The following is a 26,800-nucleotide window of genomic DNA, read 5'->3' on the forward strand; positions in this document are numbered from 1 at the left end:
TCGCGCCCTCGACGAGGCAGCGTATCACAGCTCCGGCAAGACCGGGTCCCGGTTCCAGGCCGCGCGTTCGTTGAGTTCGGCTTCGAAGCGGCCGAAGACCACACGGCCGTGCGCCAACGTTCCGCCTTGCGGCAGCCGTGAGAAGAAATGGACGTCGACCAAGCCCGACTCCGGCTCTGGCAGGCGGGCAATCAGCGTGTAAGGCTTGAGCGGTTCGGCGAGTTCGATCCATCCGCTCGAGGCGAGCACGCCCACGTCCTGCTCCGCGTCATCGGGGCCATGGCCGGAGCGGGTAACCACGAGTTGCACCAGTAGCCGCGTCTTACAAAGACCGTCATCGATCTTCGCTTCGCAGGACACCGCAGCAAGTCCCGATACCGCCGGCAAGCTGATGCAGGCTGCCGATGCCGGCGTTACCCGCAAGGGGCGCAGCAACACCCGGCCACGATCGAGGTAGCCGAAATAGGGATAGGCCCAGGTGAGCTCCCTTGTCGATCGCACCGCGGCAGTTACGTGCTCGGGAATCGCGACCACGGGATTGGCCGGCAAAGGCGCGGCGTCGGAACTGGCAACCGTTCCTACGCCCGGAAGACCGCCCCAGAGCCTGAGTGCCAGCATCGTACCGTTCGCAGTGCCGCTGTCGGGCCTCGAAAAGGCGTATTCCTTGAGAAGACCGGTCGGGGCGCTCGAAAGCCGGGGCGCCGTCGCTCCGCCAGAGGCATGGATCCGAAGTTCGAGAGCGCGCCAGGTAAGGGTCGAAGCCGCCGGCAAACGCAAGGGCAGCCAACCCGCATTGATTTCGCGATAGGACATCCGCCAACGTGCCAATTCCGCGTCTGCCTCCCGGGCGACCAGCTGCACTTCGACAACACCGTCTCCCGTGCCCGGAGCGGTCAAGTGGAGATCTATGCCAAGGAGCCCACGGGCCCCTATCGGCAGGCGCTGGCGCAGACCGGCCGTCGAAATGCTGTCTGCTGGCCCTGTCACCGGAACAGCCGTATCGCCGTAGGCAGCCGGAGTCTCGAAGACGAGACGAGGCGGTGCGACACGAAGGTTTGCCAGCAGTTCTTCGAGTTCTGGCGGCAGCCGGACGTTGTGGGCCCAGCTTTCGCGCAGGCTTGCCAGGTCCTCGATCAGCAGTTGGTTCGCCCGCGTCAGGCGATCGACCTCGGCCAGCGAACGTTCAATCAGCACCGCGCTCAACGTCGCCGCATCGCCGTGAACGAAGATCGGCTCGGCCCCGCCGACACGTGACCACCAATCGGCCAGGCCGGCCAGCGGAACCGCGCCTTCAGGACTCCAGACGGCCCAGACATTGGTGGGCGGCAGCTCGATCGTGTGCCAATCGATTTCGGCTGCGCCGTCGTCCTGGTTCAAGAGGACAAAATCGGTGCCGTTTGACGTTTCCGCAACAAGCCAGCACAGGGCATCGGTTGGCGGGACGAAGCTCCAGGACAGGGTCCGTGGTTTCACCACCAGAATTTTGGGGCGCCCGCTATAAAGGACAGGCAGCAATTCAGCAGAGGCTCGCAGCATCAGGCAGAGAAACTCCGATTCTGTTCGACCGCGGAGGCCGTCGTGTCCGGGCCTTTCAGGGTCGCGATGGATTCCCGCGCGGCACCCGGCCCGAACCTCAGCTTTCCCGGGGGAATTCCAAGGCCGCGGCAAAGTTGCAGCATTTGCCGTGTTTCCGGAAAGATCGCGTCGTAGGCCTGCTCAAAGGCGGCGCAGGCCGTAACCAGATCGCCGGCAGAGCGGGCCTGGTGTTCGGCAAGAAAGGCCCAGGTCCTGACCTTCAGCTGCCGCAGGGCGCCTGCGACCAGATGCACCACCGCACTCTCAACGGAAACGACGAGGGAATATGCGGCAAGTGTCGCCAGCGCGGCCTGTCTGTCGCGCCAGTCGAGGAGCGGGAGGCTCGCCCCGAGATAGTCCTGGCGTGCCGGCTCGACGCGACCGCAAAGGGAAGCAAGCGGCAGCGACACGAGCTCGGCAAAGGCGTCGAGATCCTTGTACTGGCCTGAAAACCGTTCCCCGAACGTCACAAGATGCAGAACATCTCCCTCCTTTCGCAAGGCGTCGCCGAGCTGCGCGGCGCGGGCGACAGACGCGGATGAAGCCTCGTCGATGACGAGCGCTACACACTGTCCGGTCGCGGCGGGAAAAACCGATGGGGTGTTGAACAGCTCACCATAGAAATCGCGCGGCACAGCGGCCTGCGCCCGATACCGGTCACGTTTTGCAGCACGCCAAAGCGCGCGGCTCTCGCGCGTCGCCACATCGTCCAGAGCCCGCCGCAAGCAAGCAAGGCCCTCGGCTGCTGGCCGTGGCGTTTCGATCTCCTGCGCACAGCCGAGCGCGAGGTTGAAGAAACGACCGCTGAGCGGCTTGACGGTGTGCCAGTGATTGCCGTGGGCGAAGCCGCCATCCGGAAAATGATGCGCGAGCAGCGCGCCGGCCTCGATGGCCACGATCTGAGCAGTTTCTGGCGGGGAAGGGATGTGCTGCGCCGTCAGGCGGCTGGCCGCAACCGAGGTCCAGCTCAGCGTCAAAGCGGTTGAGGAGCGGACCACGATCGAGCAAGCAGCAATCGTGGCACTTGTTACCGCATATTCCAGCTTCCAGAGCAGGCCGGCGAGCAGGTGCCATCGTTCCAGAATATCGTAGAGTGTTTGATCCATGAAGAAAAGGTGGCCCGGGCAAAGACCATAGCCGGGTCGCTCGACGGCCCGCAACAGGCGGACAAGATAGTGGTCGAGCGTCATGAGCTGGTCTTGTCCGACCGCAGTCATGCATCGGACAAGACCAGTATCGGGGTGATAGATGGCGTAACGCGACCGCGCCTCGATTTCCATGCTCAGCACGGCATTCACGTTGTAGAGCCGGGAATGCTTGCCGCGGATATAGGCGAGGATCGGCGCGAAATCCCGTTCCGCCTCGACCAGCATACTCTCGCCGCGACGACGATAGCGAAAGCCGGCGTCCGGTACATGGACGCCGCGAAATCCCTCGCCGAGCCCTTGCAGCCAGAAGTCCCAATCCTCCACACCCTTGCGCATCGCCGCGTCAAAGCGGATGCCAGCGTCGAGCATGCGCCGCGAAACCGCGCTACCGGCCTCGCAGAAACTCCGGAACAGATGCTCCAAGGGCGAGTAGTCGCCGGACGTATCGTGAAAACTTGCAAATCCAAACTTGTCGACATCGGCATAGGCCCAGCCAACTGTCTCATCCGACGCGCGCAGCGCATCGACCATGCGCTGCAGGAGGAGAGGGCCGATGTGATTGTCGCAATCCAGGAAATAGACTGCTTCCAGCGCGGGAAACGCACGAAGGGCGAACTCGATGCCCGAATTCCGCGCCGCGCTAAGGCCCCCATTGGACTTCTTCAGGTAAAACACCTTGCCCGGGTAGGCGGCCGAAAAGTTGAGGCAGATGTCGTGTGTTTCCGGCGAGGAACAACCGTCGTTGACGACCACCACCGCGAAGGCGAACTCTGTCCGTTGCGTGACGGCGGTATGAAGCGCCTCGGCGGTCAGCGAAGGCTGGCCATAAGCTGGTACAAGAATGACCGCGCGCACTTCCGTTTCCACCCTCGTGCTCACGCCCCCTCCCGTTTCCTTCAAATCGCGCTGTGGTAAAGGAGCGACGCCCGCCGTCTCCCGGCCATCAATTAAGAGGTGCGCTGCACGCCGTCAAGCCAGAGGCGTGGTGGCCAAGCGGCCCTGGCCCCCGCAAGGCGTTGCCAGGGGTTCGTGAATAAGGTCGATGTCCGCGACACACGCCAGCGCCGACGTTCCGCATGGAGCTCCTCTCGTTGGCGCGTCAGAATCTCAATTTCCTCAGATTGCGCCCGAATCGTGGCGGCTGCGATGAAACGTAGGCTCATGACATGCGTGTGTGCCCAGACTGAACGACCGTCCAAGTCCATTCGCCTCCCTGCTCACACGTTAATTTCGCGTCATACATACTCTCACCTGTGCTGATTGTGCCGCTGTTGAGATAGGTGATCGAGTACTCGCAAAGCATTTGAAGGATCTTGTGGAATTCCTCGGTCCCGAGTGTGGTGTCGATACGATCAAGGAAGACGAACCGGGGCGCTGAGAGGAGTATGCCGATCAGGGCTAACAGCTGTTGCTCACGCAGTGAGAGGAGCACCTCCCAGTCGCTTTCCTTGTCCAGGCCCTCTGCCTGGCCGACATCGAGATCGAATTCACGCAAAAGGTAGAGAATCCGTTCATCCGAGATCTCGGCCGCCTTGTCCGGGGATAGGAGGGTCTGACGCAACGTACCCGGCATCAGATAAGGCTGCTGGGGGAGAAACAGAATGGGGCGTTCGGGGCCGGGGCGAATGATGCGACCGCTACCTGCAGTGGGAATACCGGCAGCCGCCTTGAACAAGGCAGCACCTGCTGGCTGATTGGGTCCCGTGATCAACACGCGGGTTCCCACGGCGACAGATGCTGAAAAATTCTTCAGCACAGTCCTGCCGTCCGAAGACAACAACGTCAAGTGCTCGAAAGCCAGGCGCCCTTCGCCGTCGACAATCTCGATACCTGGCGGCATCGCCGGGGCATGCGATTGTTCGATTGCCTCAAGGAGCGAGCTGAGCCGGGCAACCACTGCGGCGAAGTTTGAAATCGACTGGAATTGCGTGATAATCAAGGAAAACGCACCCACAAGCATCGCGAAGGCGGCGGCCGATTGGGTGATAACGCCAAATTCGACATCGCCCCGGATGAAGGCGGGCGCGACGATCAGGGCGGGAATAATCTGGATCAGCCAGTTGTAGCCCGTGGTGAAGAAGCCAACGTTCCTGTTGACGGCTGTGATCCGGCGAAAATTGCCGATCGCCTCGTCCAAGCGCTGCAGGAGACGTGCATTCTGCTGCTCCTCAGCGCGTGCCACCATGATCGCTTCAGCGCTTTCTCGAACGTGAATGAGACCCGAGCGGAAGCTGGCCTCCTTGTCGAGTTGATCGTAGTTCAGCGTGATGAGAGGGCGGCCAAGGGTAATTGTCAGAAAAGAGCCGCAAGCGGCGTAGAAGACAGCCACAACAAACAGCAACGGGCTGATCGACCACAGCACTCCCGAAAAGGCCAGGATGGTGAGACCGCTGTTGAATATCATAATGACAAATGAAAGCGTGGTGACCGTGAAACCACGAACGTCATCGGCGATCCGCTGATCCGGATGAGTGAGTTGTCCAGAAGCACCCATGTGGAAATAGGTGGCATCGGCCAGATAGAGTCTGACTGCCCGCCGGGTGAGGAACTCCCTCCAGAGCAGCGCCAAACGCTCTTCAGCGAATCGCGCAATGACGGCAACAACGGTGGAGGCAGCGAAGACTCCTATGTAGAAGATCGCTTGCTGGGTAAATTCCGCCGTCTTTCGGTCCGCGATGGCAGTCATGAAGTTCCTGCCAACGTAGCTGTTGACGACGTTCAGTGCATTTATACCGCACAAGAGAAGGACCAAGCCGGCAAGCATCCATCTCGCTTTCATTCCGGCCTCGGAGCTCATAAAGATCTTGACCGCGCGTACAAAACGAACTGCTGTTATCTTGAGGGGAGGTTTCTGCTTATCCATGGCATCCCTCGGCATGTTAGAACTAAGTTGCACACGTAGATCCGGCATTAAGGACACGGCGGGAAGAACAAGAAAACCGAGAGGCTCTTCCCAAGCCGGCCAAAGTCTGTGTACCAGGGTGCCCGTTATCGATCCGGTGGAATGCTTGCCGCGTGACGAGGTCGCCTCAGTATGCTCGCGGTAAGACTGTAACCGGCAATTTGCCCGACTTCTGCAAGCTCCCCCCAGTCCCAAGGCGGCGGCCAATCCGCGCGGACTTACCCTCCAAGCGGGTTGGGCCTGCGACCCGCAACAACGATTTCAATCCTCAAGGTCGCCGCACTACAGGTCCGACGTTCTTGAATGGATTGAGCTCCCGAGCTGCAGAGGGCTCCAGATCGAGTCCCTTGCGCATTTTGGCAGCAGCTACGGCAACGCCTCGACGGGATCGAGTGAGATTTACCCGACGGTCGGGTTGTACCACCCAGCCAGATATTGTCGGGCAGCGCCAGCGACTGGCGAATTCTTCGATACGACGTATCTCTTTGTCGATTGGGACAGTCGCACCAACCAACTAGTCGAACCGAACGTCGGCAATGACCGCATCGTGGTTTTCGGTAACTGGTGCATGGCGATCGCTGATATTCTGCCGGTTGCCGCGCGTTCGCGGCGCAGGGCCGGGGGGCTGTTTGCCTCGCACCCGCCAAAAGCACCGCATGGCTGCCCTCCCGCGAAAGACCCAACCCAGTGCAGTCATTCTTCAACGGCCTTCCAGGTCTTGTCCGGATTGAACACGTTGATTTCCTTCGCCAGCCTGGACGTTTCGGGACCAAGATCTTTTTCATAAACCGTACCATGGTGACTGACAACAAAGGTCATAACGCCGGTCTCGCCATATATCGCCGGCCAAGCGATCAAGGCGTTCCCGGCGATCATGTTGCCATTGATCACAAAGCCATATTTGCCGCCGGCAATATTGCTGCCCTGCGATTTGAGGATGCGATAGCGATAGCCGAAATAGCCCTGGTCTGAGGCGGGAGCGCCTTCAATCCTGGCGGGATCGGCAAAACTGCCCGCAGGACTTTCCTCGCCGCCTTCAGACTTCCAATAGAGGCCGTCCTGCATGCCTTCGTCGCTGATGATCTTTTGCGCAAACTCGAGAACGCCGTCACCATCACGGTCTTCCTGCGCATAGGCAACCTGGGCGAGGACTTCATTGCGGCAAGTCTGGATTGCCTGAAGCTCATTTTCTCCTATACGGCGCGCGAGGATTTCCTCCAGACCTGCAACGGTGTCGAACTGCCAGGCGTCATTTTGCTTGACGAGTGGAAACGGGAATGGCCAAACGCGACTACCCAGGATCACTTCCTTGGCACCGTCGGCGCGATCCTTCAATTCGGTCCGTTCCTTGGATGCCTGCTGCAGTTCCGAGAGCCGCTCGTCCAGGTCTTCAGACTTTTTAGCCTGTTCGGCATTCAGTCCGAGCAATTTCGCCAGAGCATCGACGTCCTTGGTCTCCAGCCCTTTCTTCAGCGCGTCCACCGCCTCAGCGGGCTCCTTGAACGATGATGGAGACTCGGAACCAACAAAACGTTGGAGAGACGGTTCTGCTGCCAATGACGCCGTGATTGGCAGAAGTGCAAGGACAGCAGCGACCCCAATCATTTTCAGAATTGTGCGATACATTTTGCAATCCCCTTCAAAACGAATGTCCATTGGTCTTGTTCACTTCAACGGCGTCCACCTCTGCCACCGCCTCTGCCACCGCCGCCACCCTGCCGCCTTCCTCCCCCGCCGTGTGACATCCGCGGACCGCCCCCACCGTGCCCTACTCTTGGGCCACGGCCGACGTCGCGGCTGTAGTTACCGCGTTGGGATGCGATGCGCGTGTCACGGCCAGGACCATAATTGCCAAGCGCACTCGGCTGCCGCGGACGGTTGTCAATGCGTCCTGCCGCCTTCTTGCTGGGGCGATCAATATTCTTGAGCTGGCCACCGGCCTTGCCTGGACGGTTGAGATTGGCAGCCTGTCCCTTGTTAAGGTTTGGACGGTTGGCTGCTGCCTTTTGTCCGATATTGCGGTTTGCAGCTTGCCCCTGGGCTTTGCTGGCGATGCCACCGGCTTTTTGTTTGAGGCCTTGCTGCACGTCGCGCCGGATATCGCTGCTCTGGATTTTCGATCCGGCGCCAGCAAGCCCGCCGGACGTCCTGGCGGACTGCCGATTGTTTTTCAGATCGAGGCGGTTTGCGTTGTTCTGGCGAAGGTTGTTGGTGATGGAATCTCGATCGAATTTGAGCTGGCTCCTGTCGAAGTTAAGATTTTGCAGGTTGTCCCTGTCAAATTTGAAGTCGTCGCGGTTGATGTTATTGATGTCGATGTCGATATCGTCCCCGCCCCAGGAATGCCAGTTATCCCAGTCCACTGCCGCGCCCCAAACTGCTCCGGTCAGGAAACCGGTCCAATAGGGTGCATAAGGGTAGTAATAGGAAGGATATGGATCGCCGTAGATGATCGGCTCGGTAGCGACGTAAGTGGGGCTGGTCAAGATCATCGGGTCATATGTCGGAACGTACGTTACTTCCTTTTGTGCCGGCCGGATAATGACATTGTCGTTCTTTGTTTCGACGATCACTTTGCTGTCCGACTTGATTGTCCCGTCGGCCACCGCTTTGTCGCGCAGCTGCTGGATGGCGACGAGAACGTCCTTCTGCTGGTCGACAACCGCTTCGCCAAGTTGTTGCGTCCATGCAAGATCATCATTCATCATCGTCAGCACGGTGGGATAGTTGAGCAGTGAAATGATGCTTCCATCCCAGGCCGGATCGGGCTTCAAGTCCGGTTTATTTTTGGCTTGATCTATAAAGCGTGCAGCTTGCACGATCTGAAGCGGGTTGACCGTCGCAGATAACACCAGCGCGACCAGATCATCAGGATAAAGCGCGATGCGTGCAACAAGCGTTTCCAACTCGTCCGCCGTCAGCAAGGTCGGTGCGTCAGTTGCGGTGGCCGCAGCTTCTGGCGCGGATTGGGTTTGAGCTGAGGCGCCGTGCAGCCAAGGTTCCGAAAGCAGCATCAGTGCTGCCGATATAATGAGAGCGATCGCATTGTTGTGAAACGACATCACGGTTCTCCTCAGTAAATTTCCCCAGCGTGTTACGACTTGGCTCTGCGACTTCTTGCGCGTAACTTCCGCATTATTAAGATGGCCTAATCTTTGGTTCAGACCCATTTCACAAGATACTACGCCGACTTTCAAAAAATTCTATCAGCTAATCAATAAACTGAGGACCCCCGCAGCCGATATGGTGCGGTCCTTGAATATGACGGGCAAGACATGTGGACCTGGTCAGGTAATGAGCTTGAAACGCATATCCTGCGCAGCACGTGGCCGAGCAGCACCTTGCGTGCGATCACGTTTTGATCAGGTCCCGCATCGAAGTGACGCCGTCCAACGCCCGCGTAATATGATCCCGCGTATTGTAAATGTGTGGACACAGCCGCAGTCCGCCGCTGGAGGACGCCGCGATGCCGAATTTACTATACATGGTGTCGGCAACAGTTTTCTGGTTCTGTTTTGGAACCTCTATCACCACCACCCCCCCGCTCATGGCCGGATCCTCCGGGGTGACCAAGGTTGCTCCGCCTTCCTTTAGGCCCTGCTTCAATAGGCCGGCGAGTTCTTTGATACGGGTCTGTATCCGCTCAGGGCCAATTTGCGTGTGAATATCCGCAGTATCCCCAAGCGCGGCGACTGCCGCATCGTCCCGTTGGCCAAGAGTCTCGAACTTAAGTGCGCTCTCAAGGTCAAGCTCGACCTTTATTTCCCCGGTGTAGCCGATAATATTGGGCCAGATTTCACGCGCACGGCCATTGCGGACGTAGAGAATGCCCACCTCCTTCGGACCCATGAACCATTTGTGGGAACTTGCAGAAAACGAATCGCACCCAATGTCATGGAGATTGAGGACGGATGCTCCCCAGCTTTGAGCCCCATCGACGTGGCAATAGAGCCCCTTGGCCCGGGCCATCGCGGCGAGCTTTTTTGCCGGCAACTTGAGACCACTCACGTTAGAGCATTCCGTGAAGCTCACTACCTTGGTGCGGCCAGTGCAGGCCTTGGCGAAAAGGTCGACGATCTGTTCGTCACTTTCGGGAAAGCGAGGCAGCGAAACCCGCACAACCTTCAAGCCGAAGCGCCTGGCCCTTATGTCCCAAGCTTCGTTGTTCGTCACATGGTTCTGTTCCCAGATGACGATTTCGTCACCCTCCTTGAAATCGAGGCCGTTGGTGATGGCGCTATTGGCCTCCGACGTGTTCCGCACCAGCGCTATCTCCTCGGGCGCTGCACCAATCTGCTGCGCCACCTTTGAGCGGGTGTCTCTCAGATGGTCGTTAAATTGCGCACGGTTGTTGAGAGACACGTCATAGTCCACAACGCGAGACAGCTCGGTCACCTTGTCGGCCACCGCGCGAAATGCAGGGCACAAATTGGCACTGTTCATCGGGACCGCAGTCTCGGGAAAAATGAACTGGTGGCGGACAATGTCCCAGTACATGTCATCGCTGACGGCTTCGCCACGCGCAACTTTCGGAAGGACGCAGGCAGTGGTGGCGGTAAGGGCGGCGGCGCCCGCATAGTGGAAAAGCGACCTTCTTGTGATGGAAGTTTGCATCGCATCTCTCCTCATGGTCATGCGAAAGCGCGACCAAATATGCTCCCATGGCGCCTGCATTGCAAGAATAAGCACGTCAACAGCGATGACTTCGTTAGCAATCGTTGTTTAAGTGTTATTGCAGGAAGACCTTCCCTCCTCACATAACCCACGATACCCCGCCGTCGCAGGTTGGTTGTCGAATAATCACAACAGGTTTAATGTGTTCCAGGGCAGAGATCGGTGCTGAAATTCAGGTCGGAGTTGGAGCCGCGATGCGCGTCAAAGATGTAATGACGACGAGGGTCGTCAAAGTATCACCTGACAACAGTGTAAGGCAGGCAGCCAAAGTCATGCTGGATAATCACGTCAGCGGTATCCCGGTGGTTGACGATGAGGGTCATCTCGTTGGCATCATCAGCGAAGGCGACTTGATCCGTAGAACGGAACTGGGAGGCAGAGAGATCGCCTCGCTTGCCGAGATGGCCAGGCCTGCCGAACAGAGAGCCGGCGCATATGTGAAGCGCTGCTCGTGGAGGGTCGGCGACGCGATGACGCATGATCCCGTCACAATTGAGGAGGATGCCTTCCTCAAGCGCGCAGCAAAGTTAATGCAGGAGCGCGGCATAAAGCGTATTCCCGTAACAAGAGCCGGCGAGCTGATCGGCATCATTAGCCGAGCGGACCTGCTCCAGGCCATTCTAACGGCCAAGCACGATGAAACGGCATCAGGAGATGAGGCCATTCAGCGCAGCATCGCGACACGTCTGGGGGAAAATACTGGTCTGGAAGGGCTCGACGTGAAAGTGACCGTAGCCGAGGGAATTGTGCATCTTTGGGGTAATGTCGAGACGGCAGAGTTCAGAAGAGCCGCACGGGTCGTCGCAGAAGGTGTTCGCGGCGTCAGAGGAGTCGTCGAACACTTTTCGTAGTCTGTCCACAACAACGAATATGTAAGCGCCCAACACCAATGGCATGTCCGGCGCATGGCAAACCACTACGCTTTTAACGACAGCGCGATTCTTCTGTGCATGGGGCAGCTTTTATGCGACATTAGCGCACCGCCCTGATCCCAAGCAGTCTTGAACCTGGGACAGCACGGCACCTGCGAGTTAGCATCATTTACGCGATAATAATCCCGACTTCATAAGGAGGCTTCAATGGCTTCGCATGAGACGGTAAAGCGCAAGGAACCAGCAACAGACGGGACTCTAACGGCACCCCCCCTGTCAGCAGACGAGCTTCGCCTGATGGACGCCTATTGGCGGGCCTCGAACTATCTTTCGGTCGGTCAGATTTATCTTCTCGACAATCCGCTCCTGAAGGAGCCATTAAAGCGAGAGCACATAAAGCCGCGTCTGCTTGGGCACTGGGGAACATCGCCAGGCCTCAACATGCTCTATGTGCACCTCAACCGGATCATCAAGCGTCACGATCTCAATATGATTTACGTGATCGGTCCGGGCCATGGCGGACCATCGTTGGTCGCTCACGCCTACCTGGAAGGGACGTACAGCGAGGTTTACCCAAATGTCGGCCAGGACACGGAAGGCCTAAAAAGGCTTTTCAAACAGTTCAGCTTCCCTGGCGGCATCCCGAGCCATGTCGCGCCCGAGACGCCGGGCAGCATTCATGAAGGCGGTGAGCTCGGATACGCCCTTAGTCACGCCTATGGAGCGGCTTTTGACAATCCGGATATGATTGTTGCTTGCATCGTCGGTGACGGGGAGGCAGAGACCGGGCCACTCGCGACCGGATGGCACGGAAACAAATTCCTCAATCCGGCCCGCGATGGCTGCGTGCTGCCGATTCTGCACCTCAACGGCTTCAAGATCGCCAACCCATGCTTCCTGGCCCGCATTCCCGAGGACGAACTGCGGAAATTCTTCGAGGGCATGGGCTATAGGGCTCACTTCGTCGTTGGGAACGATCCGGAGGATGTCCATCAGAAACTGGCTGGCGCGCTTGACACCGCCGTGGGCGAAATCCGGGAAATCTGGGCGGATGCACGCACGAAAGGCAACGTGAAACGTCCCGCGTGGCCAATGATCGTCTTTCGGACGCCAAAGGGCTGGACCGGCCCGAAGGAGATCGACGGCAAGAAATGCGAGGACTATTGGCGATCGCATCAGGTGCCCATGGGCGAGATGGACAGGCCCGAACATGTCCGCATTCTCGAGCAGTGGATGAAAAGCTACCGGCCCGAGGAGCTCTTTGAAGAGGGGGGCCGCTTCAACCCCACCTTGGCAGCGTTGGCTCCGGCAGGCCATCGCCGCATGAGCGACAATCCCCACGCAAACGGCGGACTGCTGTTGCGTGAACTGAAGCTGCCGGATTTCGGGGACTATGCGGTTTCGGTCCCGAGCCCAGGAGCCACAACGGCCGAGTCGGCACGCGCGATGGGCAAATTCCTGCGTGATGTGATGAAGTCGAACCTGGAAAGCAAGAACTTCCGCCTATTCAGTCCGGACGAGAACAACTCCAATCGCTGGCAGGATGTGCTGGAGGTGACCAATCGCTGCTACATGGCGGAAATCTATCCGGACGACGATCATCTCTCGCCAGACGGACGTATCATGGAGGTTCTCAGCGAACACCAATGCCAGGGTTGGCTGGAAGGCTACCTCCTGACCGGCCGCCATGGCTTCTTCTCCAGCTACGAGGCCTTCATTCACATCGTCGACTCAATGTTCAACCAGCACGCCAAGTGGTTGAAAATATGCAACGAGATCCCGTGGCGGAGACCCATCGCCTCGCTGAATTACTTCCTCAGCTCACATGTCTGGCGGCAGGATCACAATGGCTTCAGCCATCAGGACCCCGGCTTTATTGATCATGTCGTCAACAAGAAGGCGGACGTGATCCGTGTCTACTTGCCGCCCGATGCCAACACCCTTTTGTCGGTGACTGACCACTGCTTGCGCAGCCGCAACTACGTCAACGTGGTCGTCGCCGGCAAGCAGCCCGCGCCGCAATGGCTCACCATGGACGAGGCCGTCAAGCACTGCAGCGAAGGACTTGGCATTTGGGAATGGGCCAGCAACGACCGGGGCAGTGAACCCGATGTCGTCATGGCCTGTTGCGGTGATGTTCCGACCCTGGAGACGCTTGCTGCGGTTCAGTTGATCCGCGAACACCTGCCCGAGTTGAAGGTGCGCGTCGTGAATGTCGTGAACCTGATGAAGCTGCAGCCTGCGGAAGAGCATCCACACGGACTGTCAGACCGCGATTTCGATGCCCTGTTCACCAAGGACAAGCCGATTATCTTTGCCTTCCATGGCTATCCATGGCTGATCCATCGGCTGACATATCGGCGAACAAACCACGATAACCTTCACGTTCGCGGCTACAAAGAGGAGGGCACAACAAGCACGCCCTTCGACATGGTGGTCATGAACGAGCTTGACCGGTTCCACCTCGTTGAAGACGTCATTGACCGGCTGCCGCAGCTGGGTGCCCGCGCAGCCTACTTCAAGCAGGCAATTCACGCGAAGCTGATCGAGCATCGGCAGTACATCGAGAAATATGGCGATGACATGCCTGAGATAACTGGGTGGAAGTGGGGCCTGAAGGGCACTGCAGAAGCACCCCGGAAAACTTCGACGGAAGGAGACAACGTTTGAGCAGGAACGCTGTCGAGCTTCATGTCGATGATTGAGGCCAGGCTGGTCTGCAAGCAATCGCTCATGCTTGGTTGCCAGCGCGTCGAAAGAAAAGCACTCGATGGTGGTCGGCTGTCGCATTACACCTTCTTGTAAGACCGCGGTCGCGCACTCGGTGCTGCATTTAATGTGACCCACCAGGTTGCGATCGAATGCCTGTTACTATCGCAATGATGCGGGTGCTTAGCTTAAATCGACATTGAGGAGAATGGCGATGGCGAAGATGATGAAGGCGGCCATGGTGCGACAGTTCAAGGAGCCGCTATCGATCGAGGAGGTTGCGGTGCCGGAGGTCGGGCGGGGCCAGATCCTGGTCAAAATCGAAGCCTCGGGTGTGTGCCACACGGATCTGCATGCCGCGGACGGCGACTGGCCGGTCAAGCCGCATCCGCCCTTCATCCCCGGGCATGAAGGCGTCGGGACCGTTGCCGCCGTGGGAGCTGACGTATCGGCTGTGAAGGAAGGAGACCGGGTTGGCGTGCCTTGGCTGCATACTGCTTGCGGGCATTGCCGGCACTGTCTGGCGGGCTGGGAAACGTTGTGTGACTTGCAAAAGAATACCGGATACTCCGTTAATGGCGGCTTTGCAGAATATGTTCTCGCGGATCCGAATTATGTCGGTCACCTGCCCGATGGTCTCGATTGGGAACCCGCCGCCCCCATCCTTTGCGCCGGCGTCACAGTCTACAAGGGGTTGAAGGAGACCGAAACGAAGCCGGGCGATACGGTGGTGATTTCGGGGATTGGCGGGCTCGGTCACGTTGCCGTGCAGTATGCGAAGGCAATGGGGCTGGACGTGATCGCCGTTGACATCTCCGACGAAAAGCTGGCGCTCGCCCGCGACATGGGAGCGAACGCGGTTATCAACGCGAAGACGACCGATCCAGTCGCCGAGGTGAAGAGGCTATGCGGCGGGGCGCAGGGCGTCCTTGTTACCGCCGTCTCGCCCAAAGCCTTCAGCCAGGCCCTCGGCATGCTCGCCAAGCGCGGGACCATGTCTCTCGTGGGCTTGCCACCGGGCTCGTTCGAACTGGACATCTTCAACACGGTTCTGATGCGCAAGACTATTCGCGGATCAATCGTCGGAACCCGTCTGGATCTGGCCGAATGCTTGCAGTTCGCCGCAGACGGCAAGGTGAAGGTTCACTATTCGGTAGAGAGACTGGAAGATATCAACAGTATATTTAGCCGAATGCGTGACAATAAGATAGACGGCCGTGTCGTATTGAAAATATAATCGCGGCTTTGCCTCGAGTTCTTTTACATGATTTTGACACCCCGCCCAGTGTCACCTGGACTTGAGGCCCTTAGTCTTTGTCGCGGCAAATACCAATCGCCTTGCCACAGGACAGGCAGTGACTCCAAGCGAGGTCGTGGCGCCGGGCCAGGCAATGCCAAAATCGTTTGCGTGCCGACGGGCTGCTGATGGCAAGACGGGTTCTGTGCAAAAAGGAAATAGCCATGGATGAGGGCTTGTCGTCGAAGGTACGTGAAGGGCTCTCCAGACGCGAGCTCCTGGCAATGGTGGGGGCGGCCGCTGGCACCCTTGCCAGCCATAGCGATGCGACCGGGGCGGCGCCCGGCCGCATCATTGCGGTCGAGGAGGTCGGACCGGGCGAGGACGTCTTTGCGTATATCAGCAGAGTCAAAGGGAATTTTGATCACACAGTCTACCAGCAGGTGATCGGCGCTGCGAATGACTTTAAGGAGGGAGATCTGGCCGTCGGAGTGGGGGCTGTGGATGAGGCAACACGGAAAAATGCCCGCGCCCTTTTGACAAACACGACGATCAAAGATCTCTACCAGCACCCGCTGCTTGAGGACAGTCTGCAACAGTTGATCTGGCGGACCACGGACCAGGCCCAGTATGCAAAGGTCAAGGACTGGACCCTGGGCCAGTTGAAGGAGTTCCTTTTGGCTGAGCCAGAGGTCAAGATCAAGGCCGTCATGAATGGCTTGACCAGCGACACGATCGGCTGTGTCCCGAAACTGATGAGCAACAAAGAGCTTATCGCCCTGGGTCAGAAAATCTTCAACGTGCTGCCGGGCACCCAGATGGGGGCGAAGGGATATATGGGTGCTCGAATCCAGCCCAATTCTCCTACCGATCATCCCGACGACGTGGTTTGGCAGGTCTTCGATGCGTTTTCCTATGCAACGGGTGACATCGTTATCGGGACCAATCCCGTGGACAGCACGGTCAAAAGCGTCGTCGCGGTTGAACGAGCCCTCAAGGACATCGTCGATACCTTCAAGTTGAACGAGGTCATTCCCTGGTGTGTGCTTGCCCATATCGATGTCCAGGCAGAGGTGAGCGAAAGTTACCCCGGAACGGTTGCCACGATGTTCCAGAGCCTTGCTGGAACAGATGACTGCAACAAGATCTTTGATATTACGATTGAGAAGATCCTGAAGTATGCCAGCGCCACGAAGGGACAAAGATATGGACTCTACTTCGAAACCGGGCAGGGATCCGAATTCACGAATGGCGCAGAAAACGGCGTCGACATGATGGTACTCGAGTCGCGAAAGTATGGCTTCAGCAGGGCGGTGGGAACAGAACTCGCAAAGGTGCAGCCCAGGGGTGCGTGGCTTCATGTCAACGATGTCGCCGGATTCATCGGGCCGGAGGTCTTCAAGAGCCGCGAACAACTGGTGAGGTGCTGCCTTGAAGATATTGTTATGGGCAAACTCCATGGGCTGACCATCGGTCTGGATATCTGCACGACCCTGCACATGACGGTCAGCCTGGAAGACCTGGATTGGTGCCAGGACCAGATCTTGCCGGCCAATCCTGTTTACCTGATTGCGCTGCCCACCAAAAACGATCCGATGTTGAGCTATCTCACGACCTCGTTCCAGGATCATGTCCGGCTCAGGGATAAATTCGGCTTCAAGGTCAATGATGCGATGTGGGCGTTCTACAAGCGGATCGGGATCGTTGATGAGAACAACAAGTACACCATGAACTATGGCGATCCTCTTTGGGTGTACTACCAGTACCGACTTGCCAAGGCTGAAACGCGCTCAAAGGACGCCGTCTACGCCGAAGGCCGGCAAAAGATGAAGGAAGTTGAAGAGAGAGGCATCGACCTGGCGACCGGGTACGGCGAGAATATCTGGGATCTCAATCCAAAGCTCGCGGCCAAGGTTAAGGGGTTATATGATGATGCCAAGCAGTCGCTTTGGGCCGAGCTCACGCCCGAGTTCATCGCCGCTATTCCCGATGTCGTGCCGGTCCGCACCCTGTCGAGGGACCGCAATGACTATATCGCCCATCCCAGTACAGGTGAAACACTGAGCTCGGAAGCTATTGCAGAAATTAAAAAAATAAAGGATGCGTGGGGCGCCGACCCGCCCAGGGGTCAGATCGTCATCTCCGATGGCTTGAACGCCAAAGCCATCATGGATGACGGCCATCTTGCACCCTACCTGGAAGAAATACGCAGGTTGCTCGCCGAGGCCGGCGTAACGATGAGCGACAAGAACATCCTGGTTACCAGCGGAAGGGTCCGGGTCGGCTATCGGATCGGCGAGATGCTCTTCGAGACGGCAAATCCCAACAGTTTCAGAGGCATTCTTCACGTTATAGGTGAACGGCCCGGAACAATGCACCATGCCTACTCGGTCTACATCACTGTTGCCAAGGGCAAGCGCTGGTCTGAGAAGAAGATCGATCACGACATGACGAAACTTGTCAGCAATGTTGCAGATACCGCCTTGCCGCCCAAGGAAGCGGCCAGGGAAACCTTGACCATTATCAGGGAAATCGTCGGGAAAGATGTCAATGGCAGCCGGCGGTATGGGACATAGGGACGAATGGCAAGATCAAGCCCAGAAGGACCCCTGGATGGCTGCAAGCCGCCATTGTGGCCAGTGCAGGCAGCGTGGTCCCATTCGTTGCATTGAATGACCGTGACGGAGATTTGTTTTTAGGCGCCAAGGCTCCCAATCTGGGCGACATTCCTGATAATCGTACAGAATTTCAGGCCTGCCTGCGCGGCGACGAAGGTCTGCGAGCGGTGGACTTGTCTGGTGGCCGGTATTCGGGACGCGGCGATCGCCAGAGAATAGTGAAGAACGAGACGCGGACCTTGCCGCAGGCCTCATCAGGTCGAACAGGGCAGGCGCTTGACGGCCTTCATGCTCGTGTCAGCTGCATGCCTAAACATCAGCGTTGCAAGTAATACGCCTGGCCCGTCGATCGCAGCTGCTCAAGGGTTTTCCCTGCGCAGTTTCCCGACCCTTCTCCGCCAATCAGTTGGGCCTTGCCCGTTATCGTTAACGTGCCAGCCAGCCTGTCGGGCGAGATATAGACGGCAACTCCGTCGGGGTCAATTTTGGATAAATAGAATGCATGATCAACCCCAGCAGCCTCACAATGGACCAAGAAGGGAAAGTCAGTAAATGATGCGTCCTCAGCTTGTGCGTGCAAGGCATCGGCGGCCGCAAATTGCGATAACGCAATGGCGGCGAAAGCTGTTCTTATAGCCACCCCGCGCACTTTCACACGAAGATGAGACGCGACAACTACCATTGGGAACCCCACTTGCTCGCCGTTATTCGACTGCTCTGGTTGTCATGGTGGCCCGACAATTACGCTATTCCCTGATCTGCTCGAAGAGCGGGTCTTACGAAGGATCAGTTTCGCACAGATGGTATTGTCAGGCAAGTTCCGGCCCGTTTTCGCCTTCCATTGAGCCTCGGTTGTAGCGGATTCATTTGCGCGGTATCGTCGTCCGATCAGCCGTCTGCGGTTAGCGTCACGCTACCCTCCCGATGCCGGTGAAAGTCCCGGAATCGGGCATCAACGCGCCGCTCTCGTTTCCCGGCAAACCACCCGTCAAATAATTGACGCGTGTCTGCCTCGCATCAGCGCAGGATGATGCGATCGCGAACTTTGAGACTGGAACTTTGAAGTTCCCCTCGATTTTACTGTGCCTTGGAGGCTTTTTGTGCGACTATTCATGCTATACGAGCGTTCTGTCGAGGACGTTATTGACCGCTTGCCGCAATCGGGTGCTCGCGATGCCTATTTCAAGCAGACTATTCACCAGACGCTGATCGAACATTTGCCGTATATTGAAAGATACGGGGACGATATGCCTGCGATACGCGGCGCGAAGTGCGGGGCAGGTACGTCTTGGAGAATGTCCAATGAAGGTGACAAAACTTGAGCGGCGACGCAGCTCATATCGAACGGAGGTGTACCTGTGCCAACGAGCGCACCCGAGGCGGCGCGACGCACTAGCGTCCCGGAGTCGATAGCTCCGAACTCCGCCGTGGCCCTGCTTTCCAACGGTCGCTACAGTGTGTTGGTCACTGCTGCGGGTGCCGGATACGGAACATGGCAGGGCTATGACGTTACGCGGTGGCGAGAAGATATCACACGCGATTGCTGGGGACAGTTTTGCTATGTTAGGGATCTGACGGACAATAAAATATGGTCCATCGGAACGCAGCCACTTATTCGGCTCAGCAATATCCACGAGCATGCTTTTCATAATGACAGGGCCGAATTCCGATGCCGTGCCGATGCCATCGAAATTGTTTGGAAAGTCTGCGTCGCACCGGATGTAGACGCAGAATTGCGCGCCCTTACAATCGTCAACCATGGCGAGAGGGAACGAACCCTCGAATTGACCAGCTATGCCGAAGTCTGCCTAAACAACCGCCGCGCGGACCACGCGCATCCGGCGTTTGCCAAACTCTTCGTGGAGACGCAGTACGACGACGCCACGGGCGCCTTGTTTGCACGTCGCAGACCGCGCGATGCGAAAGAGAAACCGATCTGGGCCGTTCATGTTTCTTCATCGGATCAACCGGCCAGCCATCCGGTCGAGTATGAGACTGATCGGCTCAAATTCCTCGGACGGGGCCGCACGACCGCCAACCCCGCCATATCTGACCCTGGCGCGGTACTTTCCGGGACGACCGGACCCGTTCTCGATCCAATTTTTAGCTTGCGACGGACTGTCCATTTGCAACCTGGTGCCCAGGCGCGCGTGGCCTTTGTCTCGGGAGCCGCCGACAACCAACCGGCGGTCCAGGCAATCGCCGAACAATACGCGGACATCGATGCGGTCGACCGCGCATTTTTTGAAGCCCTGAAAGCTTACCAGGACCAGCTTCATGGCTCAAAACTGACGCCTGGCGAGGTTTCACTGTTCAACCGGCTGGCAGGGAGTATCGCATTTGCCAATCCGGTTGTGCGGCAGGCGACTGCGGTCAAGAAGAACCGTTCGGGTAGGGCGGCCCTGTGGTCTCATGGAATTTCCGGTGCCCTTCCGATTGTGCTGGTCCGCATCCAGGGCGTCGGGGATAACGCTCTCATTCGCGACGTGACCATGGGGCACGATTTCAGTTGTCGCCGGGGTTTGGGATTTGACCTCGTCATGTTCGACGAACGTGGCGCTGCTAGCGCCAGGCGATTGGCCAAAAAACTGCAGGCGGGTTCGGACGCTGAAATGCAAGGCAAATCAGGAGACATCTTTGTCCTGTCCGCGGCCACCGCTTCAGACGATCACATGGCCAGCATCGCCGCCGCCGCACGCATTGTCTTGCTGGGCGGCGGCGGCTCACTCGCCGATCAGCTTGTCCCGCAATCCCCGATCGCGTCACCTCTTTCACAAATGCCGTCCCGTCAAATGAGCGAGGAACTCGCTGAACCTGCTTCCATCGCGGGCGTCGCGGTCAAAGATTTGTTGTATTGGAACGAATTCGGTGGCTTTACCCCTGACGGACGCGACTATGTTGTCGTGGTAGACGGCGTCAATTCCAGGGTGCCGGCCTTGCCGCCGGCACCCTGGACCAACGTCATAGCAAACCCGGACTTTGGCTGCCTGACGACTGAAGCTGGCCTTGGTTACACCTGGTCGGGCAACTGCCAAATGAACCGGCTAACACCGTGGTCGAACGACCCGGTTTCGGATACGCCAGGCGAGGTCGTTTATCTGCGGGACGAAGAAAGTGCAGAGGTGTGGACACCAACGCCTCTGCCCCTTGGACATGGCGCGGTGGTGACCGTTCATCACGGCCAGGGTTACAGCCGCTATACAAGCCACAGCCGACACCTGCAGCAGGAGTTGATGGTGTTTGTTCCGCCCAAGGACGCAGTCAAAATCATGCGCCTTAAGCTGAGGAACGACCACACCCGAACTCGTCATTTAACAGCAACGTATTTTGCCGAGTGGGTCCTGGGAACCCATCGCGAGGACGCTGCGATGCAGGTCGTTTGCGAGCGGGATGCAAAATCGGGAGCCATCATAGCGCGGAACGCATGGGCAGGCGATTTCGCCGGAAGACTGGCTTTCGCGGCCGCCAGTCAGCCGGTGAGATCAACGACCTCCGACCGTACGGAGTTTCTTGGCAAATACGGGTCCGTATCTCGGCCAGCTGCTCTTGCCCGAAGCAATCTGGCAGAACGCTTCGGTCCACTGCAGGACCCCTGTGCGGGGCTGATGGTTGATATCTCCCTGGCACCAGGCGAAAGCAAGGAGGTCACCTTTGTTCTTGGACAGGTTGCGGGCCTCAAGCAGGTCCGCAGACTTGTTCACGATTATACCGACGTGACACACGCGCGTGCCAGCTTCTTGGCTGTATCGCGCCAATGGGATGACATCCTCGATACGATCCAAGTTTCAACGCCGGACGTCGGCTTGAACTTGATGGTGAATCGTTGGCTATTGTACCAGGTCTTGGCGTGCCGCGTTTGGGCGCGCACTTCCAACTATCAGTCTGGCGGTGCATACGGGTTCAGGGACCAGCTTCAGGACGTGATGGCGTTGGTCTGCAGCGCGCCGAGTGAAACCCGCTCGCACATCCTGCGGGCGGCAGCACACCAATTTGAGGAGGGAGACGTCCAGCACTGGTGGCACCCTCCATCCGGCATCGGCGTGCGCACCCGCATCACTGACGACTTGTATTTCCTGCCTCTTGTTGTTCACTACTACGTTTCCACCACGGGCGACGTTCGAATACTTGATAACACAGTACCCTTCATCAAGGCACCGGTATTGCGAGACGATCAGGACGAGGAGTTCAATCAACCCAAGACCAGCGAACAGACGGGCACCGTTTACGACCATTGTATCCGTGCGCTGGAACGTGGTTATCGACTGGGCAGTCATGGCCTCCCACTCATGGGAACGGGCGACTGGAACGATGGCATGAACAAGGTCGGAGCGGAAGGAAAGGGAGAAAGCGTCTGGAACGGCTGGTTCTTCCTTACAGTGCTGAAGTCATTTGCCACGATCTCGGCCTCTCGTGGAGATGCCAGCCGCGCCGCGTGGTGCCGCGAACGCGCCGAGGCATTGCGCGTGGCCCTTGAAGCCGAATCCTGGGACGGCGCTTGGTATCGTCGGGCGTATTTTGACGATGGCACTCCGCTCGGGTCGAGCCTCAACGACGAATGCCAGATCGACGCCATCCCGCAGGCCTGGGCCGTCATTTCGGGTGCGGCTGATGCGCAGCGGGCCTCAAGGGCGATGAAGTCGGTTCAGGACAGGCTTGTCCGGCATCAGGACATGCTGATCCAGCTGTTCGACCCGCCATTTGATAAAGGCTCTTTGTACCCCGGCTACGTCAGGGGCTACGTACCCGGCATCCGCGAAAATGGCGGCCAGTATACGCATGCTGCGACCTGGGTCGTCTGGGCGACTGCATTGCAAGGCAACGGCGATCTTGCTCTGAAGCTTTGGAACTTGATCAACCCGATTTGCCACGGTGCGACAAAAGATCAAGTCGAACGTTACAAGGTGGAGCCGTATGTGGTCAGCGCTGATGTGTATGGCGCGCCTCCCCACGCGGGCCGAGGTGGATGGACGTGGTACACCGGATCGGCCGGCTGGCTGTATCGCATAGCGCTGGAGGCCATTCTTGGTTTCCGCCGACAAGGCCAATTTTTGCGGTTTGAGCCATGCGTTCCGGCCAGTTGGCCGGGCTATGAGCTTGTCTACAGGTATGGGTTGGCGACTTACCGTATCAGTTTCGACAACTCAAAGGGCGTCGGCCGCGGCGTGCACTCGGTCATGCTGGACGGGAGACCGATGACTGATGGAAACGTACCTCTTAGAAAAGGCGGACACACGCATGATGTTCGCGTCGTAATTGGATAGCGATCATGCCCCAAATGCCCTCGACCGATGCCGATCTCGACCGTTTGCCGACCGACCAGGACCTGGGGCGGCTGCAATTCACCACTTTGCTGTACTATCTCCACTGCACCAACCCCGACAACGGGCTGGTGCGCGATAAGACCGAACCGAATGCCCCAGCAAGCATCGCGGCAATCGGCATGGCTCTGGCCACGATCCCCGTTGTTGTCGAGCGGGGGCTCATTATCCGCGAATTCGCCGCCAAGATCACCCGCAAGCGACTGCGAAATTTGATGGCAAGCCCGCAGGGGCCCGAAGCGGATTCATCAGGATACAAAGGCTTTTTCTATCATTTTCTGGACATCGAAACAGGGCGCCGGGTCTGGCAATGCGAGTTGTCGACCATCGATTCGGCGTTCCTGTTTGCCGGCGCCTTAACCGCTGCGACCTACTTTGATCGCGACACATCCGATGAGGCACAGATCCGTCAACTTGCTACGGCGCTCTATGAGCGTGCAGACTGGAAATGGGCCTGCGATGGTGGTCCTACTCTGACCCACGGCTGGCGCCCGGAAAGCGGATTCATTCCTTATCGATGGCGCGGGTATGATGAAGGTTTGCTGCTCTACATTTTAGGCTTGGGGTCGCCAACCCATCCATTACCGCCCGAGTGTTTTGCCGCTTACACCGAAACCTATGAATGGAAAAGCATCTACGGCCGCGAGTTTCTGTATTCGGGGCCGCTCTTTACGCACCAGCTATCGCACATGTGGATCGACTTTCGGGGCATCCGCGACGAGTTCATGCGGCTGCACGACAGCGACTACTTCGAAAACAGCCGGCAGGCAACGTTTGTGCAGCAGGAATATGCAATTCGCAATCCAATGGGCTTTGCGGGGTACGGGGAGCACTGTTGGGGCTTTACCGCGAGTGACGGACCCGGTTGGTTCAAACGAACAGTCAATGGTGTGGAGCGGGAGTTCTTCGACTACGTCGCGCGCGGGGCTCCGTTCGGGCCTGACGATGGGACGGTCGCGCCATGGGTTGTCGTTGCCTCATTGCCCTTCGCGCCGGAAATCGTCGTGCCGACAGTGCGAAACTTTGCACGGATGAATCTCGGCATGACACGACTCTACGGTTTCAAACCGTCGTTCAATGCGACATATGCAGTGGAAACCAGTCCGAGCGGATGGTGGGTAAGCCCCTATCATTTTGGTATCGACCAAGGGCCAGTCGTGCTGATGATCGAAAATTATCGGACGGGCCTGATCTGGAACATCATGAGTAAATGTCAGCCGGTCGTGACTGGATTGCGCAAAGCCGGATTTTCCGGTGGCTGGCTGTAGATTGCATGGAGGCGTTGCGCCCCGGGCATCGCGCCCAGCCCGACTGACCGCCCCCTGGTTGTACGCATTCTACCGTTGGCCGGCGGTATTGTGCTTTTTGTCTCCCTTGACCAGTTCTAGCGTGTGCAGCGCGATCATCAGTTCTTCGTCAGTTGGAACGACCAGTAAAGCAAGCCGGCTTTCCTTGCTCGATATCAGAAGTTTCCGCGCCATGTTGGCGGCTGGGTCGAGCGTGGCACCGAGCCACGCAAGCTTCTCGGCGATGCGTGCCCGAACCAGGGCCGAGTTCTCTCCAATCCCGGCGGTAAATACGAAGGCGTCAAGCCCGCCCAGGGCCGCCGCCAACGTCCCTGCGTACAGACCGACGCGGTAGACGAAATAATCGATGGCGAACCTGGCACGAGGATCCGTGTTCTCCTGCAGTTCGCGAACGTCGTTGCTGATTCCGGAGAGGCCCTTTAAACCGCTCTGGCGGTAAAGCAGGTCCTGCACGGTCTCAACCGTCATGCGCTTTTCCGCGATGAGATAGAGGACCACGCCCGGGTCGATCTGCCCGCACCGCGTTCCCATGGGCAGGCCGTCGAGCGCCGTGAATCCGAGCGTGCTTTCGATGCTACGGCCATCCGACAGGGCGCACATCGAAGCGCCGCTGCCCAAATGCGCGACGATCACCCGTCCGCCGGCGAGGTCTGGCGCGACCGTCCGCAGGCGCTCTGCAACGTACTCGTAGGACAGGCCGTGAAAGCCGTATCGCCGCACGCCCTGCGCATAGAAGCGTTCCGGGATCGCGTAGTGATCCGCAACCGCGCTTTGACCGCGATGAAATGCCGTGTCGAAGCAGGCTACCTGCGGTAGTTCCGGACGCCGTTCGAGCAGCGTGCGAATTGGCGCCAGATTGTTTGGCTGGTGGAGTGGCGCGAGGGGGACGTAGCGTTCGAGACGTTTCAAGACGGCCTTGTCCACGCGAACGGGCCGGGCGTAATCAGGCCCGCCATGAACGACACGGTGACCAACGGCCACAAGATTGACATCCGTCGTCTCACGCAGCCAATCTCCCGCAACCCGCGTGGCAGCCTTGAGATCCGAAACATCGTCCGGCAGATAGTTCCGATCCAACAGCGGCTTTTCATCCGGCCCTGTGGCCCGCAGCCGCGGTGACGTGCCGACGCCATCGATCTGGCCCTTGACCAATCTTTGCAAATCCCCGGTCCCGCTGATCCCGAATACCTGAAACTTCAGGCTCGAGGAGCCAGCATTGAGAACCAGGATCGCGTCCATCGCGGCTACTCAGCCGGCAGTGCTGCTGCGCGACGCCGCGCGTCGGCAAGCAGCACTGCAACGGCGCAGGAAGCCAGGCGTGTGCGAACAGAATCGGCACGCGACGTGAGGATGATCGGGACGCGCGCGCCCAGCACAATGCCGGCAGCGTCTGCCTTGGAAAGGAAGGTGAGGTTCTTGGCCAGCATGTTACCTGCTTCCAGATCGGGAACGACCAGAATCTGCGCGCGTCCAGCGACGGGGGAGTGGATACCCTTGATCCTCGCTGCCTCCGGGTCAATTGCGTTGTCGAAGGCGAGCGGACCGTCGAGCACTGCGCCTGTGATCTGGCCGCGCTCGGCCATTTTGCACAAAGCCGCAGCCTCAATGGTCGATGGAATCTTCGACGTAACGGTTTCGACGGCAGAAAGGATCGCGACCCGAGGCTCGCCGAGTCCGACCTGGGTGAAGAGGTCGATCGCATTTTGGATAATGTCGCGCTTGGCATCGAGATCGGGAAAGATGTTGATGGCTGCATCGGTGATGAACAACGTCTGGGCATAGGTTGGTACGTCCATCACAAAGACGTGGCTAACCCGCCGCGCCGTACGCAGCCCCGTCGCGGACGCGGTGACGGCCCGCATGAGCTCATCAGTGTGCAGGCTGCCCTTCATCAGCAGTTCGCCCTTCGCCTCGTGTATGAGCTGGACCGCCCGTGTGGCCGCTGCCTCGCTGTGCGGCACGTCGACGATTTCGAACCGACCCACGTCAAGCGTGTGCTCTTGCGCAACGGCACGGATTTTGCGGCTCGGCCCCACCAGGATTGGTACGATAATGCCGGCCTCGGCCGCATCAATTGCGCCTCGCAACGATGTCTCGTCGCAGGGATGCACAACCACCGTTGTCGCTGCAGGCGTCTCTTTCGCCCGCGCAATTAAGCCCTCGTATTTCGCATGCATCTTTGGCGCCTGAGCGACCTGGCGAACTGACATCGTAAAAGCTCCCCATTCGTGCCGGTTCGATAGCGAACTCTACCGGGTGTGAGGTCATGGCAAGCTTGCTTCATCCCTAAACGTTCTGGCGGTAAGGGATAGTTGGCAGGCCAGCTGCAACGACCTCGGCGGTCAGGATCCGCACCTCATATCCGTGTTCGTCTGACTGCCCTCCACCCAGCGCTTTGCACCGATCTGCGGATGAGAGCGATGACCCGATCGAGGAACAA

At 58.4% G+C, this 26,800-nt stretch carries 15 protein-coding genes and 1 pseudogene; 7 read left to right on the forward strand and 9 right to left on the reverse strand.

The window, feature by feature from the left end:
- Positions 1–24: 24 nt before the first annotated feature.
- From CU103_RS22320 to CU103_RS22345, 6 genes are all read right to left on the reverse strand, one after another.
- The gene (locus tag CU103_RS22320; RefSeq protein WP_106666234.1) at positions 25–1,536 is read right to left on the reverse strand and encodes a DUF6212 domain-containing protein; all 1,512 of its coding nucleotides are present in this window, start codon (positions 1,534–1,536) and stop codon (positions 25–27) included.
- The gene (locus tag CU103_RS22325; protein ID WP_210203826.1) at positions 1,536–3,602 is read right to left on the reverse strand and encodes a glycosyltransferase family A protein; all 2,067 of its coding nucleotides are present in this window, start codon (positions 3,600–3,602) and stop codon (positions 1,536–1,538) included. Before CU103_RS22325 ends, CU103_RS22320 begins: the two co-directional genes overlap by 1 nt.
- A 280-nt stretch (positions 3,603–3,882) precedes the next feature.
- Complete coding sequence (locus tag CU103_RS22330) at positions 3,883–5,586, reverse strand: ABC transporter ATP-binding protein/permease (protein WP_106666236.1); 1,704 nt, start codon at positions 5,584–5,586, stop codon at positions 3,883–3,885.
- Positions 5,587–6,318: 732 nt separating this feature from the next.
- A complete protein-coding gene (locus CU103_RS22335) occupies positions 6,319–7,251 on the reverse strand; it encodes a DUF2950 domain-containing protein (protein ID WP_170117101.1) in 933 nt (310 codons plus the stop codon).
- Positions 7,252–7,295: 44 nt separating this feature from the next.
- Positions 7,296–8,687, reverse strand: coding sequence for a DUF3300 domain-containing protein (locus CU103_RS22340; RefSeq protein WP_106666238.1), 1,392 nt, complete (start codon positions 8,685–8,687; stop codon positions 7,296–7,298).
- Between the two features lie 289 nt (positions 8,688–8,976).
- The gene (locus CU103_RS22345; protein ID WP_170117102.1) at positions 8,977–10,239 is read right to left on the reverse strand and encodes an aminotransferase class V-fold PLP-dependent enzyme; all 1,263 of its coding nucleotides are present in this window, start codon (positions 10,237–10,239) and stop codon (positions 8,977–8,979) included.
- A 254-nt stretch (positions 10,240–10,493) separates the two neighbouring features.
- Between CU103_RS22345 and CU103_RS22350 the strand changes: the two genes are divergently transcribed.
- The 4 genes from CU103_RS22350 to eutB all read left to right on the forward strand — a co-directional run bounded on the left by CU103_RS22350 (position 10,494) and on the right by eutB (position 17,693).
- A complete protein-coding gene (locus tag CU103_RS22350) occupies positions 10,494–11,150 on the forward strand; it encodes a CBS domain-containing protein (protein ID WP_106666337.1) in 657 nt (218 codons plus the stop codon).
- A 228-nt stretch (positions 11,151–11,378) separates the two neighbouring features.
- Positions 11,379–13,841: a phosphoketolase family protein gene (locus CU103_RS22355; RefSeq protein ID WP_106666240.1), complete on the forward strand. Its 2,463-nt coding sequence runs from the start codon at positions 11,379–11,381 to the stop codon at positions 13,839–13,841.
- 253 nt (positions 13,842–14,094) lie between these two features.
- Positions 14,095–15,117, forward strand: coding sequence for an alcohol dehydrogenase AdhP (adhP, locus tag CU103_RS22360; RefSeq protein ID WP_106666241.1), 1,023 nt, complete (start codon positions 14,095–14,097; stop codon positions 15,115–15,117).
- 224 nt (positions 15,118–15,341) lie between these two features.
- On the forward strand, positions 15,342–17,693 hold the full coding sequence (gene eutB / locus CU103_RS22365; RefSeq protein WP_106666242.1) for an ethanolamine ammonia-lyase subunit EutB: 2,352 nt from the start codon (positions 15,342–15,344) through the stop codon (positions 17,691–17,693).
- 358 nt (positions 17,694–18,051) lie between these two features.
- On the opposite strand, the gene CU103_RS22370 is transcribed toward eutB, so the two are convergent.
- Positions 18,052–18,417: a hypothetical protein gene (locus CU103_RS22370; protein ID WP_245448944.1), complete on the reverse strand. Its 366-nt coding sequence runs from the start codon at positions 18,415–18,417 to the stop codon at positions 18,052–18,054.
- Positions 18,418–18,865: 448 nt separating this feature from the next.
- Between CU103_RS22370 and CU103_RS32865 the strand changes: the two are divergent.
- The 3 genes and pseudogenes from CU103_RS32865 to CU103_RS22385 form a co-directional block, all read left to right on the forward strand.
- Positions 18,866–19,057 (forward strand): annotated as a pseudogene (locus CU103_RS32865) (hypothetical protein); the annotation flags it as partial.
- A 36-nt stretch (positions 19,058–19,093) separates the two neighbouring features.
- Entirely contained in the window at positions 19,094–22,996 is a 3,903-nt protein-coding gene (locus tag CU103_RS22380) for a GH36-type glycosyl hydrolase domain-containing protein (protein ID WP_106666244.1), read from the forward strand.
- A 5-nt stretch (positions 22,997–23,001) separates the two neighbouring features.
- Complete coding sequence (locus CU103_RS22385; RefSeq protein ID WP_106666245.1) at positions 23,002–24,321, forward strand: glucoamylase family protein; 1,320 nt, start codon at positions 23,002–23,004, stop codon at positions 24,319–24,321.
- Between the two features lie 69 nt (positions 24,322–24,390).
- On the opposite strand, the gene CU103_RS22390 is transcribed toward CU103_RS22385, so the two are convergent.
- Entirely contained in the window at positions 24,391–25,599 is a 1,209-nt protein-coding gene (locus CU103_RS22390) for an acetate/propionate family kinase (RefSeq protein ID WP_106666246.1), read from the reverse strand.
- A 5-nt stretch (positions 25,600–25,604) separates the two neighbouring features.
- Positions 25,605–26,570 carry a phosphate acetyltransferase gene (locus tag CU103_RS22395; RefSeq protein ID WP_170117103.1) on the reverse strand — a complete coding sequence of 322 codons (966 nt, stop codon included), beginning with the start codon at positions 26,568–26,570 and terminating at the stop codon, positions 25,605–25,607.
- Positions 26,571–26,800 lie beyond the last annotated feature (230 nt).

This window comes from Phyllobacterium sophorae, assembly GCF_003010965.1.
Lineage (GTDB): Bacteria > Pseudomonadota > Alphaproteobacteria > Rhizobiales > Rhizobiaceae > Phyllobacterium > Phyllobacterium sophorae.